At 75.1% G+C, this 13,644-nt stretch carries 12 protein-coding genes and 2 tRNA genes; 10 read left to right on the top strand and 4 right to left on the bottom strand.

Features of this window, described 5'->3' with window-relative positions; genetic code table 11:
• Positions 1 to 172: 172 nt before the first annotated feature.
• A complete protein-coding gene (locus tag FHR36_RS16865; RefSeq protein ID WP_253798035.1) occupies positions 173 to 1,633 on the top strand; it encodes an NsdA family TPR-like regulatory protein in 1,461 nt (486 codons plus the stop codon).
• A gap of 39 nt (positions 1,634 to 1,672) precedes the next feature.
• Here FHR36_RS16865 and FHR36_RS16860 read toward each other — a convergent pair whose 3' ends face one another.
• Positions 1,673 to 2,329: a histidine phosphatase family protein gene (locus FHR36_RS16860; RefSeq protein WP_253798034.1), complete on the bottom strand. Its 657-nt coding sequence runs from the start codon at positions 2,327 to 2,329 to the stop codon at positions 1,673 to 1,675.
• A gap of 141 nt (positions 2,330 to 2,470) precedes the next feature.
• Between FHR36_RS16860 and FHR36_RS16855 the strand changes: the two genes are divergently transcribed.
• The 7 genes from FHR36_RS16855 to FHR36_RS16825 all read left to right on the top strand — a co-directional run bounded on the left by FHR36_RS16855 (position 2,471) and on the right by FHR36_RS16825 (position 8,554).
• Complete coding sequence (locus tag FHR36_RS16855; protein ID WP_253798033.1) at positions 2,471 to 3,715, top strand: hypothetical protein; 1,245 nt, start codon at positions 2,471 to 2,473, stop codon at positions 3,713 to 3,715.
• A complete protein-coding gene (locus tag FHR36_RS16850) occupies positions 3,712 to 5,331 on the top strand; it encodes a hypothetical protein (protein WP_253798032.1) in 1,620 nt (539 codons plus the stop codon). The genes FHR36_RS16855 and FHR36_RS16850 overlap by 4 nt, the downstream gene beginning before the upstream one ends.
• Positions 5,328 to 6,692 carry an AAA family ATPase gene (locus FHR36_RS16845; protein WP_253798031.1) on the top strand — a complete coding sequence of 455 codons (1,365 nt, stop codon included), beginning with the start codon at positions 5,328 to 5,330 and terminating at the stop codon, positions 6,690 to 6,692. The genes FHR36_RS16850 and FHR36_RS16845 overlap by 4 nt, the downstream gene beginning before the upstream one ends.
• 201 nt (positions 6,693 to 6,893) lie before the next feature.
• A complete protein-coding gene (locus FHR36_RS16840; RefSeq protein WP_253798030.1) occupies positions 6,894 to 7,298 on the top strand; it encodes a DUF8844 domain-containing protein in 405 nt (134 codons plus the stop codon).
• 139 nt (positions 7,299 to 7,437) lie between these two features.
• Positions 7,438 to 7,977 carry a bifunctional DNA primase/polymerase gene (locus FHR36_RS16835; protein WP_253798029.1) on the top strand — a complete coding sequence of 180 codons (540 nt, stop codon included), beginning with the start codon at positions 7,438 to 7,440 and terminating at the stop codon, positions 7,975 to 7,977.
• 98 nt (positions 7,978 to 8,075) lie between these two features.
• Positions 8,076 to 8,149: transfer RNA gene (locus FHR36_RS16830), tRNA-Lys, on the top strand.
• Positions 8,150 to 8,263: 114 nt separating this feature from the next.
• Positions 8,264 to 8,554, top strand: a complete 291-nt coding sequence (locus FHR36_RS16825) for a hypothetical protein (protein ID WP_253798028.1) — start codon at positions 8,264 to 8,266, stop codon at positions 8,552 to 8,554.
• Between the two features lie 107 nt (positions 8,555 to 8,661).
• Here FHR36_RS16825 and pgi read toward each other — a convergent pair whose 3' ends face one another.
• Both pgi and FHR36_RS16815 read right to left on the bottom strand, forming a co-directional pair.
• The gene (gene pgi, locus FHR36_RS16820) at positions 8,662 to 10,323 is read right to left on the bottom strand and encodes a glucose-6-phosphate isomerase (RefSeq protein ID WP_253798027.1); all 1,662 of its coding nucleotides are present in this window, start codon (positions 10,321 to 10,323) and stop codon (positions 8,662 to 8,664) included.
• A 156-nt stretch (positions 10,324 to 10,479) separates the two neighbouring features.
• On the bottom strand, positions 10,480 to 12,060 hold the full coding sequence (locus FHR36_RS16815; RefSeq protein ID WP_253798026.1) for a Na+/H+ antiporter: 1,581 nt from the start codon (positions 12,058 to 12,060) through the stop codon (positions 10,480 to 10,482).
• A gap of 127 nt (positions 12,061 to 12,187) precedes the next feature.
• Between FHR36_RS16815 and FHR36_RS16810 the strand changes: the two genes are divergently transcribed.
• Both FHR36_RS16810 and FHR36_RS16805 read left to right on the top strand, forming a co-directional pair.
• Entirely contained in the window at positions 12,188 to 13,030 is an 843-nt protein-coding gene (locus FHR36_RS16810; protein ID WP_253798025.1) for an MDR/zinc-dependent alcohol dehydrogenase-like family protein, read from the top strand.
• A 40-nt stretch (positions 13,031 to 13,070) separates the two neighbouring features.
• Positions 13,071 to 13,144 (top strand) — tRNA-Lys (locus tag FHR36_RS16805).
• A 58-nt stretch (positions 13,145 to 13,202) separates the two neighbouring features.
• Here the strand turns inward: FHR36_RS16805 and FHR36_RS16800 are convergent.
• Entirely contained in the window at positions 13,203 to 13,583 is a 381-nt protein-coding gene (locus FHR36_RS16800) for a VOC family protein (RefSeq protein ID WP_253798024.1), read from the bottom strand.
• Positions 13,584 to 13,644 lie beyond the last annotated feature (61 nt).

Genomic DNA, 13,644 nt, shown 5'->3' with positions numbered 1-13,644 from the left:
CCATGGCATTTCATGGCGGAACCCGGCAGCACCGACCGTTTTGCCCGGTATTGCCCGCGACCGTCCCGGCAACTCGCCGTGCCCGACCGGTGACTTTCGGTACTGTCATCGCGACGCGGCGGCCCCGACGGGTCCGCCCGGCACCACCTGGCACGACCTTGGAGTCCGCACCATGGCAGCTCTCCGAGCAGGCGGCCCGCGGCCCGCGCCGGCCCGCCGGCCCGTACCGGCGGCCCCGAACACGGCCATGCGCGAGCTGCGCGGTGACCTCTCCCCCGGGGAGTTCGCCACCGCGGTGCGCCGGGCCGCCCGGGAGATCGGGGAGCACGTGTCGTGCGACGCGCGCTACATCGGCCGGGTGGAGTCGGGGGAGATCCGCTGTCCCAACTACGCCTACGAGCGGGTGTTCCGGCACATGTGGCCGGACCGGTCGCTGGCGGAACTCGGCTTCGCGCCGCGGACGGTGGTCCGCGGCCGGGCGGCGGAGGTCGAGCCGGCTCCCCCGGCACCGCACTCGCCCGCCCCTTGGTACCTGTTCGATGAGGAGAACGACGACGTGCGTCGCCGTACGTTCCTGAGCGGCGGCTCGACCGCCCTGGCGGCAGCGCTCGGCCTGGACGGCCCGGCGTACGCCGCGGTCCCGCCCCCGCGGCAGGGGTCCGGACCCAAGCCGCAGCAGGGCCTTCAGCTGGCCGCTGAGCCGGCCCGGCCGCAGATTCCGGCGCCCCGGAAGGTGGGCGAGGCGGAGGTCCGGGGGGTCGAGCAGGCCGTCCGCGACATCCGCCTGCTGGACGACGCGCACGGCGCGGACGCCCTGTTCGAGATGGCCGGGCAGTCGCTGCGCCACGCGTACGTGCTGCTGAACGACGGCGACTACTCGGCCGCCACCGAACGACGCCTCCAGGCAGGCGCCGGTGAACTCGCCATCTCGGTCGGCTGGTTGGCGCACGACTCGAACCGCCTCGCGGACGCCAGGTCGTTCTACGCCGAGGCGCTGGCGACGGCCCGGATGGCGGGCGACGCGGCGCTGGAGGCGCATGTGTTCTGCAACAGCGCCTTCCTGGCCCGGGATGCCGGGCGGCCGCGGGAGGCGCTCCGGGCAGCGCAGGCCGGGCAGTCCGCCGCACGGGAGTTGGGGTCGGACCGGCTGCTGTCGCTGCTGGCGATGCGTGAGGCGGGCGGCTGGGCGGTGCTGCAGGACCGGTCGGCGTGCGGGCGGGCGCTGGCCCGGGCGTACCGGCTGTTCGACCGCGGGGTGTCGGCGGCGGACCCGGAGTGGATGTCCTTCTTCGGCGAGGCGGAGCTGGCCGGGCTGGAGGCGCAGTGCTGGTCGGCGCTGGCCGAGTGGGACCTGGCGAGCGACCGGGCCGGGCAGGCGATAAGGCTGCAGGACCCGCACTTCGTGCGCAACCGGGCGCTGTACACCGCCGAGTTGGCGCACGACCGGCTGGGCCGGGGCGATCTGGCCGGGGCGGGCGGGCACGGTTCGGCGGCGGTGGTGCTGCTGGGGCAGGTCCGGTCGGCGCGGATCCGGCAGATGCTGGCGGACACCGCCGGGCGGCTGCGGGAGCACCGCGCCGTCCCGGAGGTGGGGGCCTTCCTGGCCGCGTACGACGCGGCGCCGGCGGCCTGAGTCCGGCCACCGGCGCCGCGCAGGAACGCCCGCGAGTGTTCAGGAGTGCTCGGCGAGCCCGTCGAGGTGGCTGGTGTCGTTCCAGATCTCGACGGCCGGCAGGCCGTACTCCCAGGACAGCACCGAGAGCGCGGCGGTGCCGAGCTTGAACCGCTGGGCGGCCTCGGGCGGCAGGCCGAGCCAGCGGGCGGTGAGGATGCGCAGCAGGTGCCCGTGGGCGAACAGGACCACGTCCCGGTCGGCGGCGTGCATCTTGGTGGTCTCGGGGTGCGGCACGCCGTGGTGGGAGTTGAGCTCGTCGAGGAAGCCGTCGACCCGGGCGGCGACGTCGGAGAGCTTCTCGCCGCCGGGCACGCCGTCGCGCCAGATCAGCCAGCCGGGCTGGTCGGTGGCGCGGATGTCGGGGCCGGTGCGGCCCTCGTACTGGCCGTAGTCCCACTCCATCAGTTCGGGGCGGTCGACGGCGCGGTGGCCGAGGCCGGCCAGCTCGCAGGTCTCGCGGGCCCGGGAGAGCGGGCTGGTGTAGACGACGGCGTCGGTGAGCCCGCTCCAGGGGGCGCGGGCGAGGCGGCTGCCGAGCGCCCGGGCCATCGCGCGCCCCTCCTCGGTGAGCGGCACGTCGGTGCGGCCGGTGTGCCGGCCGGTGGCCGACCAGGCGGTCTCGCCGTGGCGGACGAGCACGATGCGGGCGGGCATGGGTTTCTCCTCGCGGCTGGGTGGTGCTGGCCTGGCTCGCCATTGAGGGCCGTCCCTATGATCGCGCACGGCCGGGCCGGGCCGCGGGAGGGACGCCGCGTGGCCGGATTGTCAGTGCCGGATGCGACACTGGGCCGCACCATGAACGTCTCGCTCTTCGGGCAGACCGAGTCGCCGCTGCAGCGGCTCGCCGAGCTGCGCGGCCGGGCGCCGCAGCGCAGTCTGGACGCCCGTGCCCTCGCCGCGCTCGCCGCCAATCCCGGCTGCCGCCGCCGCGCCCTGCTGGACGCCGCGGGGGTGGACAAGGCCGCCATCGCCGGGCGGCTGGGCCGCCCCGCGCCGTTCGGCCAGTCCCCGTTCGCGATCACCCGCGGCAACGTCTTCGAGGCCCGGTTGAAGGAGGACGGCTACGCGGCCCTGCTGGAGCCGCTCCGCCGCCACCTCGGCCTGCCGCCGGAGGGCGCCGAGCCGCCCGCGGTCCCCGACCTGCTGCGCCGCGCCACCCCGGCCGTCCGCGCCGAGCGGACCCGCCAGGTGCTGGCCGAGGCCGCCGCCGACCCGGCCGCCTGGACGCTGCTGGACCACCCGATGCTGCGCCTCACCGTGGCCAGCAGCCCGGCGTACCTGGAGCCGGACGCGCTGGTGGTGCACGGCGGCCGCTGCACGGTGGTGGAGATCAAGTCCTTCCCGGTGCTCGACGGCACGGCCGACCCGGCCAAGGTCGGTGCCGCCGCCCGGCAGGCGGCGGTGTACGTGCTGGCGCTGCAGCAGACCGCGGCCGAGCTGGCGGGCGTGGCGGCGAGCGCCGACCCGTACGCGGAGCAGGCGCTGCCCGGCTCGCCGGAGCCGGTGGTCCTGCTGGTCTGCCCGCGGGACTTCACCAACCGGCCGACCGCCGCGCCCGTGGACGTGCGACGCGAACTGGCCACCACCCGCCGGCAGCTGGCCCGGCTGACCCGGGTCGAGGAGCTGCTGGCGGCGCTGCCGCCGGGCACCACCTTCGACCTGGAGGCGGACGACAGCGGCGCGCCGACCCGGCCGCCGCAGGAGCTGGCGGCCGCGGTGGAGGCGGTCCCGGCGGCGTACAGCCCGGACTGCATCTCCACCTGCGAGCTGGGCTTCCACTGCCGGGCGCAGGCCCGCTGCTCGGGTGTGGTCGAGCAGCTGGGTCGCGGGGTCCGCGGTGAGCTGGGGGCGATCCGGACGGTCGGCGAGGCGCTGGCCGCGGCCGCCGGCGCCGCCGGGGACGGGGACGGGGACGACGCGGCCGAGCGACTGGCGTACGCGGCGGGCCTGCGGGCTGAGGCGCTGACGGCGCTGCCGGCCGGCGCGTCCACGGCGTCCGGGGCGTCCGGCGCGAGCGGGCCGGGCGGGGGTGGGCGGTGAGCCTGCTGACCACGCTGGCCCGGCTGGAGGCGGTGCGCGCGGGCCGGGCGCAGCCGCTGGCCACGGTCCGCCACCGGCACCTGTCCGAGCGTCCGATGGTGCTGGTGCCGCTGGCGGCGGCCGGTGAGTCGGGCGCTCCGCTGGCGGTGCTGCTGGGCACCGACCGGCTGGCGCCGCGGCTGCACATCGTGCCGCAGCCCTTGAACCGCACCCAGCGTTTCGAGTTCCTGGCGGCGATGGCCGCCGACCTGCTGCCGTACCTGGAGTCCTTCGGGGCCGAGGTGGAGCTGCTGGAGGGGTCGGAGAAGGACCCGGAGAGCGGCGAGAAGGTGCCGGTGGTGCGCGAGCTGTGCGCGGACGCGCCGCAGCTGATCGTGCCCAACGGGGGCGCCGTCCACCACCTGGCGCTGCTGGGCCGCTCCACCCGGTTCCGGCGCACGGCGGAGGATCCGGAGCCCGGGCCGTACCCGGCGCCGACCCAGGTGCCGCTGATGGGCCGGTGGCTGACCCACCTGACCGAGCGGGCCCAGGTGCCCGGCTCCAGCCTGCTGCTGCCGATGACCTCGCTGCTGGCGCGGCACTGGGCGACCGGGCAGAGCCACCTGGAGGACCAGCACCTGGCGGCGCAGCTGTCCTGGCACGCGCCGCCGGCGGAGCTGACCGGGGCCGAGGCGGCCGAGCTGGCCGAGTCGGAGCGGGACGCGGCGGGGCAGCTGGTCCGCCCGCCGGCCGGTCCGGCGACCGACCCGAAGTTCGACGAGCTGGTGCTCGGCCCGGCGATCACCCGGCACGACGCGGCGGTGGCCGCGCTGCGCCGGAGCGACGGCCAGGCCCGTCAGGACGACCGTCAGGACGACGCGGAGCAGGCCGAGGTGCTGGTGAAGGAGGCCAGGTCCCAGCTGGAGGCGGCGCTGTTCGCGGTGCTGGAGCCGACCTGGAACGACCTCTGGAAGGGGCTCGACCTGCTGCGGGCACTGCCGCCGGCCGGTCACCTGGCCGACCGCTGGGAGAGCGACCGCTGGTCGTACACCGGGCACCGGGACCGGCTGGCGGCGGGCGAGCCGCCGCAGCCGAAGCGGGACGACGCGGTGACGGCGGCGCGCAAGCTGGCCCAGCGCGAGCGGGAGCAGGCCCGGCTGGACATCCAGGAGGCGCTGGACGATCCGCTGGCGATGGCCGAGCACCGGCTGGCCGGCGAGGCGTTCGCCGGGGTGGTGACCGACGTGGCGCTGGAGTACTCGGCGGGTCCGCGGTCCAAGCCCCGGCCGGTGCTGACCGTGCGCACGCCGGATCGGCCGCACGCGGACGCCGGGCGCGAGGTGCACCGGGCGCACGCGGAACCGGCCCAGCGGGGCGAGATCGCCGGGTCGGCGCCGGGCGAGGTGCTGGTCCGGCTGGTGTCCGGGATGGGCCGGAAGAAGGAGCCGGAGCCGGGCAGCGTGCCGGAGGTCGGCGACACCGTGGTGTTCACGCTGTTCGAGCTGGCGCCGCGGCAGTCCGCGCCGCTGCCGGAGCCGGAGGACACCCCGTGGACGCACGGCGGGCCGCCCGGCGGCGGACCGGACGCGGCGGGCACGGCAGGCGCGGCAGGCGGCGCGGAGGAGGAGTGGGAATGAGCCTGGAGACGACCGACCACCGCTCCCCCGGCGAGGCCGCCGACGCGGCCGTGTCGGGCATCCTGCGCGCGGTGGTCTCCCCCGCGCCGGGCGCCCCGCGCGGCGTGGTGGTGGACTCCCCGCCCGGCGCGGGCAAGTCGACGCTGGTGGTGCGGGCCGCCCGCGAGCTGGTCGACGCCGGCGAGCGGCTGATGATCGTCGCGCAGACCAACAGCCAGGTGGACGACCTGGTCGACCGGCTCGCCCTGAAGGCCCCCGACCTCACCATCGGCCGCCTGCACGCGAGCGACGGCCGCCCGGCCGCGGAGGCGCTGCGGCACACCAACGTGACCGCCTCGGAGAAGGTCAAGGACCTGCTGGAGCAGGACGTGGTGATCTCCACCGCGGCCAAGTGGCAGTGGGTGCGGACCGAGGCGCCGTGGCGGCACGCCATCGTGGACGAGGCGTACCAGATGCGCTCGGACGCACTGCTCGCGGTGGCCCGGCTGTTCGAGCGGGCGCTGTTCGTCGGCGACCCGGGCCAGCTGGACCCGTTCACGGTGGTGGGCACCGAGCAGTGGGCCGGCCTCTCCTGGGACCCGTCCAGCTCCGCGGTGGTGACGCTGCTGGCGCACAACCCGGCGATCGCACCGCACCGGCTCCCGGTGTCCTGGCGGCTGCCCGCGTCCGCGGCCCCGCTGATCTCCTCGGCGTTCTACCCGTACACGCCGTTCCGGTCCGGCACCGGTCCCGGCGAACGGCGGCTGACCTGCGGGGTGCGCTCCGACGGCTCGGCGGTGGACGCGGCGATCGACGAGGCGGCCGAGCACGGCTGGGCGCTGCTGGAGCTGCCCGCCCGGCGCACCGTGCGGACCGACCCGCAGGCCGTCGCGGCGGTGGCCGACACCGTACGGCGGCTGCTGGAGCGCGGGCTGACCGCGCACTCCGAGCAGGGTTCGACGCCGCTCACCCCGGGCCGGGTGGCGGTCGGCACCGCGCACCGGGACCAGGCGGCGGCGGTCCGCGCCGCGCTGGACGCGCTCGGCGTCCCCGTCGACCCGGCGGCCGGGCCCGCGGTCACCGTCGACACCGCCAACCGGCTGCAGGGCCGGGAGTACGACGTGACCGTGGTGCTCCACCCGCTCTCCGGCCGGCCGGACGCCACCGCCTTCCACCTGGAGACCGGGCGCCTGTGCGTGCTCGCCTCCCGGCACCGGCACGCCTGCATCGTGGTGGCCCGGGCCGGGATCGCCGAGCTGCTGGACGAGCACCCGGCCACCGAACCGGTGCAACTCGGGGTCCCGGTCGCCTTCCCGGACGGCTGGGAGGCCAACCACGCGGTGCTGGCGCATCTGGCCGGGCACCGGGTCCGACTGGGGTAGCGGCCGCTCCTGGCCGCTCCCGGCCGGGCCGGTGCCCGCCGGGGGCCGGGTGCGCCGCCCGCGCGCGGTCGGCGGTGAGCGCCGGAAGACGGGGAATAGCAACCGCACGCGCACCGTTCCGCTACCGGCCGCCGCCGGGGGACAATGGACGGCGGCCCGTTCGCCAAGCCGACCCCCGCCCACACCCGGAGGTGCCCCACCATGCCCGATCCCCACACGCAGGCGTCCGACCAGAGCGGCACCCCCGCGCCGGCCGCCCCGGGTCCGGGATCCCAGGGCCGGCGACTGCGCCCGGCCCAGCTGATCTTCGAGCCGCCGGCCGGCGAGCCGGAGCCGGAACGCTTCTTCGACCTGGACACCATCACCGACCCCGGCGAACTGCTGCGCCGCGCGACCGAGTTGACCCTGGCCTTCCGCGCCGCCGCCGAGCGCGCCACCGACTTCCAGGCCCTCGCCGCCGCCCAGCTCGCCGACCCCAAGCGCTTCGACTCCCTCACCCCCGCCGAGATCGGCGCCCGCGCCGACTGGACCCCGGACTACGCCGCCCGCATGGTCGAGTACGGCCGCGGCCTGCAGAAGCAGCGCCACGCGGAGGGCCTGCACTAGGCCCTGCCGGCCTCTGCTGCGGGCCGTCCGGATCGCCAGTGGCATATGCGCGGGGCGAGGGTACGCCTGCGGACGGCCCGGTGTCCGGCGAATCCGGCTTTCCCTCCGGGTCCCCGGCCGTTCGCGCCACGCTGACAGCGTGGACATCTGGACGTATCAATCCGTGGAGTACGTCACCGTGGCCGGCGAGTCCTGGCTCGCCTCGGCCAGCGAGTACCCGCGCAGCATGCGCGCGCTGTGGGAGTCGCGCCCGTGGGCCCCGGCCGTCCTGCCCTGCGGGAAGGTCTTCGACGTGATCAGCCTGCCCGCCGTGTTCGGCCGCAAGGTGCTGGACGAACTCTGGTCGTCCGGTCCCGGCTGCGGCCCGGTGGCCTCGTACCGCGGGCGGACCCTGCTGTTCGTCCAGCCGGGCGCGGCGGCCCGCCTGCGCACCCTGCTCGCCTGGGAGGAGTGGGCGCGCGACGTGCCGCCGCTGCTCTGCCACGGCCAGGGCGACGCGGTCACCGTCCCGCCGGTCCAGCGGATGGTCGACGCCCCCGACTCCCCCGGCCTCGGCGCCGGCCGCTGGATCGTCGCCCCCGACACCCGCGAGCCCTGGCTGCCGGGCGCCGCGGTGGTGCTGTGGGCATGCGTACGGGCCGCCCGGGGCCGGACCGGGGACCGTACGGTGCGGGTGTGACGGCAGGCCGAACGACGGCTGAACCGGCGGTGGCACGGCCGGGCGTATTCGATTTTGGCGCCGGGGCCGCCCACTGCTAGAGTCTCCTCTGTCAGCACGCGCCGCTAGCTCAGTTGGTTAGAGCAGCTGACTCTTAATCAGCGGGTCCGGGGTTCGAGTCCCTGGCGGCGCACAGACGGTCGAAGGGCCTCTCGCATCACGCGGGAGGCCCTTCGGCGTTCCCGGCCCTGACGGAGCGTCGTACCCGTTGCCACCCGCCCGGGGCGGGCTGCTAATGTCCGCGGCCATGGCGTGGGGGGATCACGAGGGCGACTGGGCCGCATGGGAGGCGCAACTCGGCGACGCCGAGGCGGCCGCCCTGCGGGCGCACCGCCGTGCGGCGCGGTGGCGGCGGCTGCTGCCCCTGCTGGGTGCCGGCGCGCTGGTCGCGACCGTGATCGGCGCCCTGGTCCTCACCGCCGGCATCGGCCCCGACCGCGGCCGCAACCCGAACCCCGCCCCCACCCCGACCGCCTCCGCCACCCCCTCACCGGCGGACCCGGCCAGCCTCCTGCCACACCTCCCCGGCGGCCGGTAAGGGGGGAGATCACGTGAACCCAGGGGCGCGGGGAACTGCGCGCGGCGGAAGGGCTCTACCTCAGCTGTCTCCCGTTTCGCGCAGTTCCCCGCGCCCCTGTCAAAGCATCACCGGTTGCGCAGGGTCCGATAGGTGTCGACGAGCGCCGCCGTCGAGCTGTCCAGCGCGTCCGCGCCCTCGCCGGTCAGCAGCACCGGCTCGATCCGCTTGGCCAGCACCTTGCCGAGCTCGACACCCCACTGGTCGAAGGAGTCGATGTTCCAGACGGCACCCTGGACGAACACCTTGTGCTCGTACAGCGCGATCAGCTGCCCGAGCACGGAGGGGCTGAGCTCACTCGCCAGGACCGTGGTGGTGGGGTGGTTGCCGCGGAAGGTCTTGTGCGGGACGAGCTCGGCGGGGACGCCCTCCGCGGCGACCTCCTCGGCGGTCTTGCCGAAGGCGAGCGCCTGGGTCTGGGCGAAGAAGTTGGCCATCAGCAGGTCGTGCTGGGCGACCAGGCCGGGCTGCAGGTCGGCGACCGGGCGGGCGAAGCCGATGAAGTCGGCCGGGATGACCTTGGTGCCCTGGTGCAGCAGCTGGTAGTAGGCGTGCTGGCCGTTGGTCCCGGGGGTGCCCCAGACGACGGGCCCGGTCTGCCAGTTGACGGGGTTGCCGTCGCGGTCGACGGACTTGCCGTTGGACTCCATGTCGAGCTGCTGCAGGTAGGCGGCGAACTTCGACAGGTAGTGGGAGTACGGGAGCACCACGTGCGACTGGGCGTCGAAGAAGGCGCCGTACCAGACGCCGAGCAGGCCGAGCAGCAGCGGGACGTTCTGCTCGGGGGGCGCGGTGCGGAAGTGCTCGTCGACGAGGTGGAAGCCGTCCAGCATCTCGCGGAAGCGGTCCGGGCCGATGGCGATCATCAGCGAGAGGCCGATCGCCGAGTCGTAGGAGTAGCGGCCGCCGACCCAGTCCCAGAACTCGAACATGTTGGCCACGTCGATGCCGAAGTCGGCGACGCCCTGGGCGTTGGTGGAGAGCGCCACGAAGTGCTTGGCCACCGCGTCGTTGCCGGCGCCGAGTTCGGCGAGCAGCCAGTTCTTGGCCGAGACCGCGTTGGTGATGGTCTCGATGGTGGTGAAGGTCTTGGAGGCGACGATGAAGAGCGTCTCGGCGGCGTCCAGGTCGCGGACGGCCTCGTGCAGGTCGGCGCCGTCCACGTTGGAGACGAAGCGGACGTCGATGCCGCGGTCGGTGAAGGAGCGGAGCACCTCGTAGGCCATGGCGGGGCCGAGGTCGGAGCCGCCGATGCCGATGTTGACGACGGTTCGGATCCGCTTGCCGGTGTGGCCGGTCCACTCGCCGCCGCGGACGCGGTCGGCGAAGGCGGCCATCTTGTCGAGCACGGCGTGCACGGCGGGGACGACGTTCTCGCCGTCCACGGTGATGACGGCGTCGCGCGGGGCGCGGAGCGCGGTGTGCAGGACGGCGCGGTCTTCGGTGATGTTGATCTTCTCGCCGCGGAACATGGCGTCGCGCAGCTCGGCGACGCCGGTGGCGGCGGCGAGTTCGCGCAGCAGCTCGAGCGTCCGGTCGGTGACGAGGTGCTTGGAGTAGTCGACCAGCAGGTCGCCCACGCGCAGGGTGTAGCGCGTCCCTCGCTCGGGGTCGGCGGCGAACAGCCCGCGCAGGTGCTGCTCGCCGAGCTCTGCCCGGTGCTTGCCCAGCGCGGCCCACTGCGGGGTGCGGTCCAGCGGGGTGCGGCCGTTGGCAGGGTTCTCCGACATTCGGTGTCTCCTTGCGTCATCCGGATTGCGGTTTACCGGCAGGGCCCGGCGGGAGGGTTGCGCGGGGCCGGCGGTACCGGGGTGTGTGTGCGCCGACTCCGTTGACGGCCTTGCCCGCGGTCCACCCTATGCCAAGGGGGGCCCGCTGCCGGGCCGTCACTTGCGTGCCGACTGCAGGTCGAGACGGCGCAGGACCTGGTCGGCGACCTCGGGGTCGGCGCCGGCCTCGCCGCGGGCGGTGAGGACCTCGCGGCGGGAGGCGGCGATCATCTCCTGTTCGACGGTGAAGGCGGCGCGCCACTTCTCGCCGCGCTGCCGGGCCTCCAGGGCCTCTTCCTCCTCGTACTTCTCGGGGCAGAGCCGGGCGAGCCGGTCGTGCTGGCGCTCGCGGAGCCGTTCGACCAGTTCGGGGGGCAGTTCCTCGTCCTGTTCGAGTTCACCCAGCCGGACCAGTCCGGCCTTGGCGGCCCGCCACCAGAGTTCGCGGACGGCCTGTTCGTGGAGGTCGTGGCCGGTGTCCAGGCCGAGCAGCCGGACCACCCAGGGCAGGGTGAAACCCTGCACCACCAGGGTGAACAGGACGACGCTGAAGGCGATGAAGACGATCTCGCTGCGTTCGGGGAAGGGCGCGCCGGTGTGCACGGTGAGCGGGATGCCGAGGGCGAGCGCGACGGTGGCGACCCCGCGCATGCCGGACCACCAGAGCACCAGGCTCTCCCGCCAGCTGATCGGGGTGTCCTCCCGGCCGTGGCTCCACTGCTCGGAGACCCAGCCGGCGGGCAGCAGCCAGAGCAGCCGGACCAGCACCACGGCGGCGATCACCGCGGCGGTGTCGCCGACCATCCCGCGCCAGCTGGTGCGGACGTCGGCGAGCACGGTGGACAGCTCCAGGCCGATCAGGCCGAAGGCGACGCCGGTGATCAGGGTCTCGACGATCTCCCAGAAGGCGTTTCCGACCAGCCGGTAGGAGACCTCGTCGGCGTCGGCGGCCCGGTCGGCGAGGTAGAGGGCGCAGACCACCACGGCAAGCACGCCGGAGCCGTGCGCCTCCTCGGCCAGGGTGTACGCGCCGAACGGGACCAGCAGGTTGAGCGCGACCTGCTGGGTGGGGTCGTCCAGCAGCGCGGCCAGCCGGGCGTTGGCCCAGCCGAGTGCGACCCCGACCAGGACGGCGACCACGGCGGAGAGCAGGAAGCGCAGCAGCGCGTGCTCCACCGAGAAGTCGCCGTCCACCACGGCCTCCACGGCCAGCGAGTAGACGACGATCGCGGTGACGTCGTTGAACAGGCCCTCGCTCTCCAGGATCGTGACCAGCCGCCGGGGCAGGCCGACCGAGCCGGCCACCGCGACGGCGGCGACCGGGTCGGGCGGGGAGATCAGCGCGCCGAGCGCGACGGCGGCGGCCAGTGGTGCGGCCGGCGCCAGGGCGTCGAACACCCCGGCGACCACCGTGGTGGTGACGATCACCAACGCCACCGCGAGCAGCAGGATGGAGCGGATGTTGGCGCGGAAGTAGCGGGCGGAGGAGCGCCGGGCCACCGCGAAGATCAGCGGTGGCAGCACCAGCGGCAGGATCAGCTCCGGGTCGACCCGGACGTTGGGGATCTGCGGCACCAGCGCCATCACGATGCCCAGCAGGGTCATCAGCACCGGCTGCGGCACTCCGCTGCGCCGGGCCAGCGGCATGGTGACCACGGAGGCGAGCAGCACCAGGAAGAGCAGTGACAGCTGGCCCACGGACCCGGTCCTCTCGGCAGTTACGGAATGCGTCTCCAGTTACGGAATGCGTCTCCACGGTTCCCGGATCAGGATAAATGTGACGATTTGACCGCCCTGGGCGGCTCGCCGGACGGGAGGACCGCCCATGCTCGCGGCAGTGCTCGACGGTCCCGGTGCGCCGCGGCTGGTCGAGCTGCCCGCGCCCCGGCCGGGCCAGGGCCAGGTGCTGCTGCAGGTGTGCGCGGTGGAGGTCGGCGGGGAGGCCGCAGGGGTGCCGGACGGGGTGCCGGGGGGCGGGCTGGCCGGGGTGGTGGTGCAGCTGGGGCCGGGGTCGTTCGGGCTGGAGGTGGGCGACCACGTCCTCGGGCACGCGCCGGCCGGCGCCTGGGCGCAGTTCGCGGCGGTGGACGGGGCCCGGCTGACGCCCCGCCCGGAGGGGCTGCCATGGGCGCAGGCGGCGGCTCTGGCCGGGGCGGGGCAGGCGGTCCTGCCGGCCCTGACGGCGCTGCGCCTGCGCAGCGGCGAGCGGCTGCTGGTGCTGGGGGCGGGGCGCGGGGCCGGGCCGCTGGCGGTCCAGCTGGCGCGGGCGCGCGGTGCGGTGGTGCTGGCCGCGGCGGGGCCCCGGGACCACGCCCATCTGCGCCTCCTGGGGGCCCGTCCGGTCCGGCCGGACCGGGTGGCGGCGGCCGGGTCGGACGGGGTGGACGCGGTGCTGGTGGTGGCGGGCGATCCGGCGTCGGTCGGCGACCCGGCGCCCGGCCGTACGGTCCGGCTCGGCGGGGCGGCCGCGGCAGCGATGGCGGCGGGACGGTCGGCGCCGCACCTGCTGCCGCTGGTCGAACTGTGGGAGGAGGGCGCGGTGCGGCCGGACGTGGCGGCCGTCCTGCCGCTGGAGCGGGCGGGGCGGGCCCGGCGGCTGGCGGCCGGCGGGCGGATGCGGGGGGCGGTGGTGCTCCGGCCCTGGCCGGTGGTGGGTGGCCGATTGTGAGTTTCGGCCGCTGACCAGGTAATGTTCTCTTCGTCAGCAGGCGCCGCTAGCTCAGTTGGTTAGAGCAGCTGACTCTTAATCAGCGGGTCCGGGGTTCGAGTCCCTGGCGGCGCACAGACGGTCGAAGGGCCTCTCGCATCACGCGGGAGGCCCTTCGGCGTTTGACCGGGTGCTACGCCTCGCGCACCTCGTTCACGCACAGGATGTTCCCTTCGCTGTCCTTGAACCACGCGGCCCGCATGCCGTCGGCCTCGGCGACCCCGTCCAGGGTCTTCAGCCCCGGTAGGTCGTACTCCTCGAAGACGACCCCCTTGCTCCGCAGCTCGGTCATCTCGGCGTCGAGATCGGCGACCTTCCAGCTGGCCAGGGTGTGCTGGGCCTGGCCGCCGTGCGGGGTCTCGTAGAGTCCGAACTCGTGGCCGCCGCTGGTGAAGGACACATCCGGGCCGCTCTCCCTGGTGAGGGTCAGCCCCAGTGTGTCGCGGTAGAAGCGCTTGGCCCGTGCCATGTCCGCGACCGGAATGATCGCGAGCAGCGGTGCGTCTGCCAGCATCTCCATCACCTCCTGGGACCAGGCTAGACACGGCGCGGGTCGGCCCGCGAATGCCGGAGGG

Source organism: Kitasatospora cinereorecta, assembly GCF_024172095.1.
Taxonomy (GTDB): Bacteria; Actinomycetota; Actinomycetes; order Streptomycetales; family Streptomycetaceae; genus Kitasatospora; species Kitasatospora cinereorecta.
The sequence above is the reverse complement of the archived record's forward strand: the minus strand, read 5'-3'. Positions and strand labels throughout refer to the sequence as shown.

Excerpts from the sequence above, each read along its gene's own strand:
- FHR36_RS16865 (WP_253798035.1), top strand. The coding sequence starts at position 173 with ATGGCAGCTCTCCGAGCAGGCGGCCCGCGGCCCGCGCCGGCCCGCCGG.
- FHR36_RS16860 (WP_253798034.1), bottom strand. The coding sequence starts at position 2,329 with ATGCCCGCCCGCATCGTGCTCGTCCGCCACGGCGAGACCGCCTGGTCG.
- FHR36_RS16855 (WP_253798033.1), top strand. The coding sequence starts at position 2,471 with ATGAACGTCTCGCTCTTCGGGCAGACCGAGTCGCCGCTGCAGCGGCTC.
- FHR36_RS16845 (WP_253798031.1), top strand. The coding sequence starts at position 5,328 with ATGAGCCTGGAGACGACCGACCACCGCTCCCCCGGCGAGGCCGCCGAC.
- FHR36_RS16840 (WP_253798030.1), top strand. The coding sequence starts at position 6,894 with ATGCCCGATCCCCACACGCAGGCGTCCGACCAGAGCGGCACCCCCGCG.
- FHR36_RS16825 (WP_253798028.1), top strand. The coding sequence starts at position 8,264 with ATGGCGTGGGGGGATCACGAGGGCGACTGGGCCGCATGGGAGGCGCAA.
- pgi (WP_253798027.1), bottom strand. The coding sequence starts at position 10,323 with ATGTCGGAGAACCCTGCCAACGGCCGCACCCCGCTGGACCGCACCCCG.
- FHR36_RS16810 (WP_253798025.1), top strand. The coding sequence starts at position 12,188 with ATGCTCGCGGCAGTGCTCGACGGTCCCGGTGCGCCGCGGCTGGTCGAG.
- FHR36_RS16800 (WP_253798024.1), bottom strand. The coding sequence starts at position 13,583 with ATGCTGGCAGACGCACCGCTGCTCGCGATCATTCCGGTCGCGGACATG.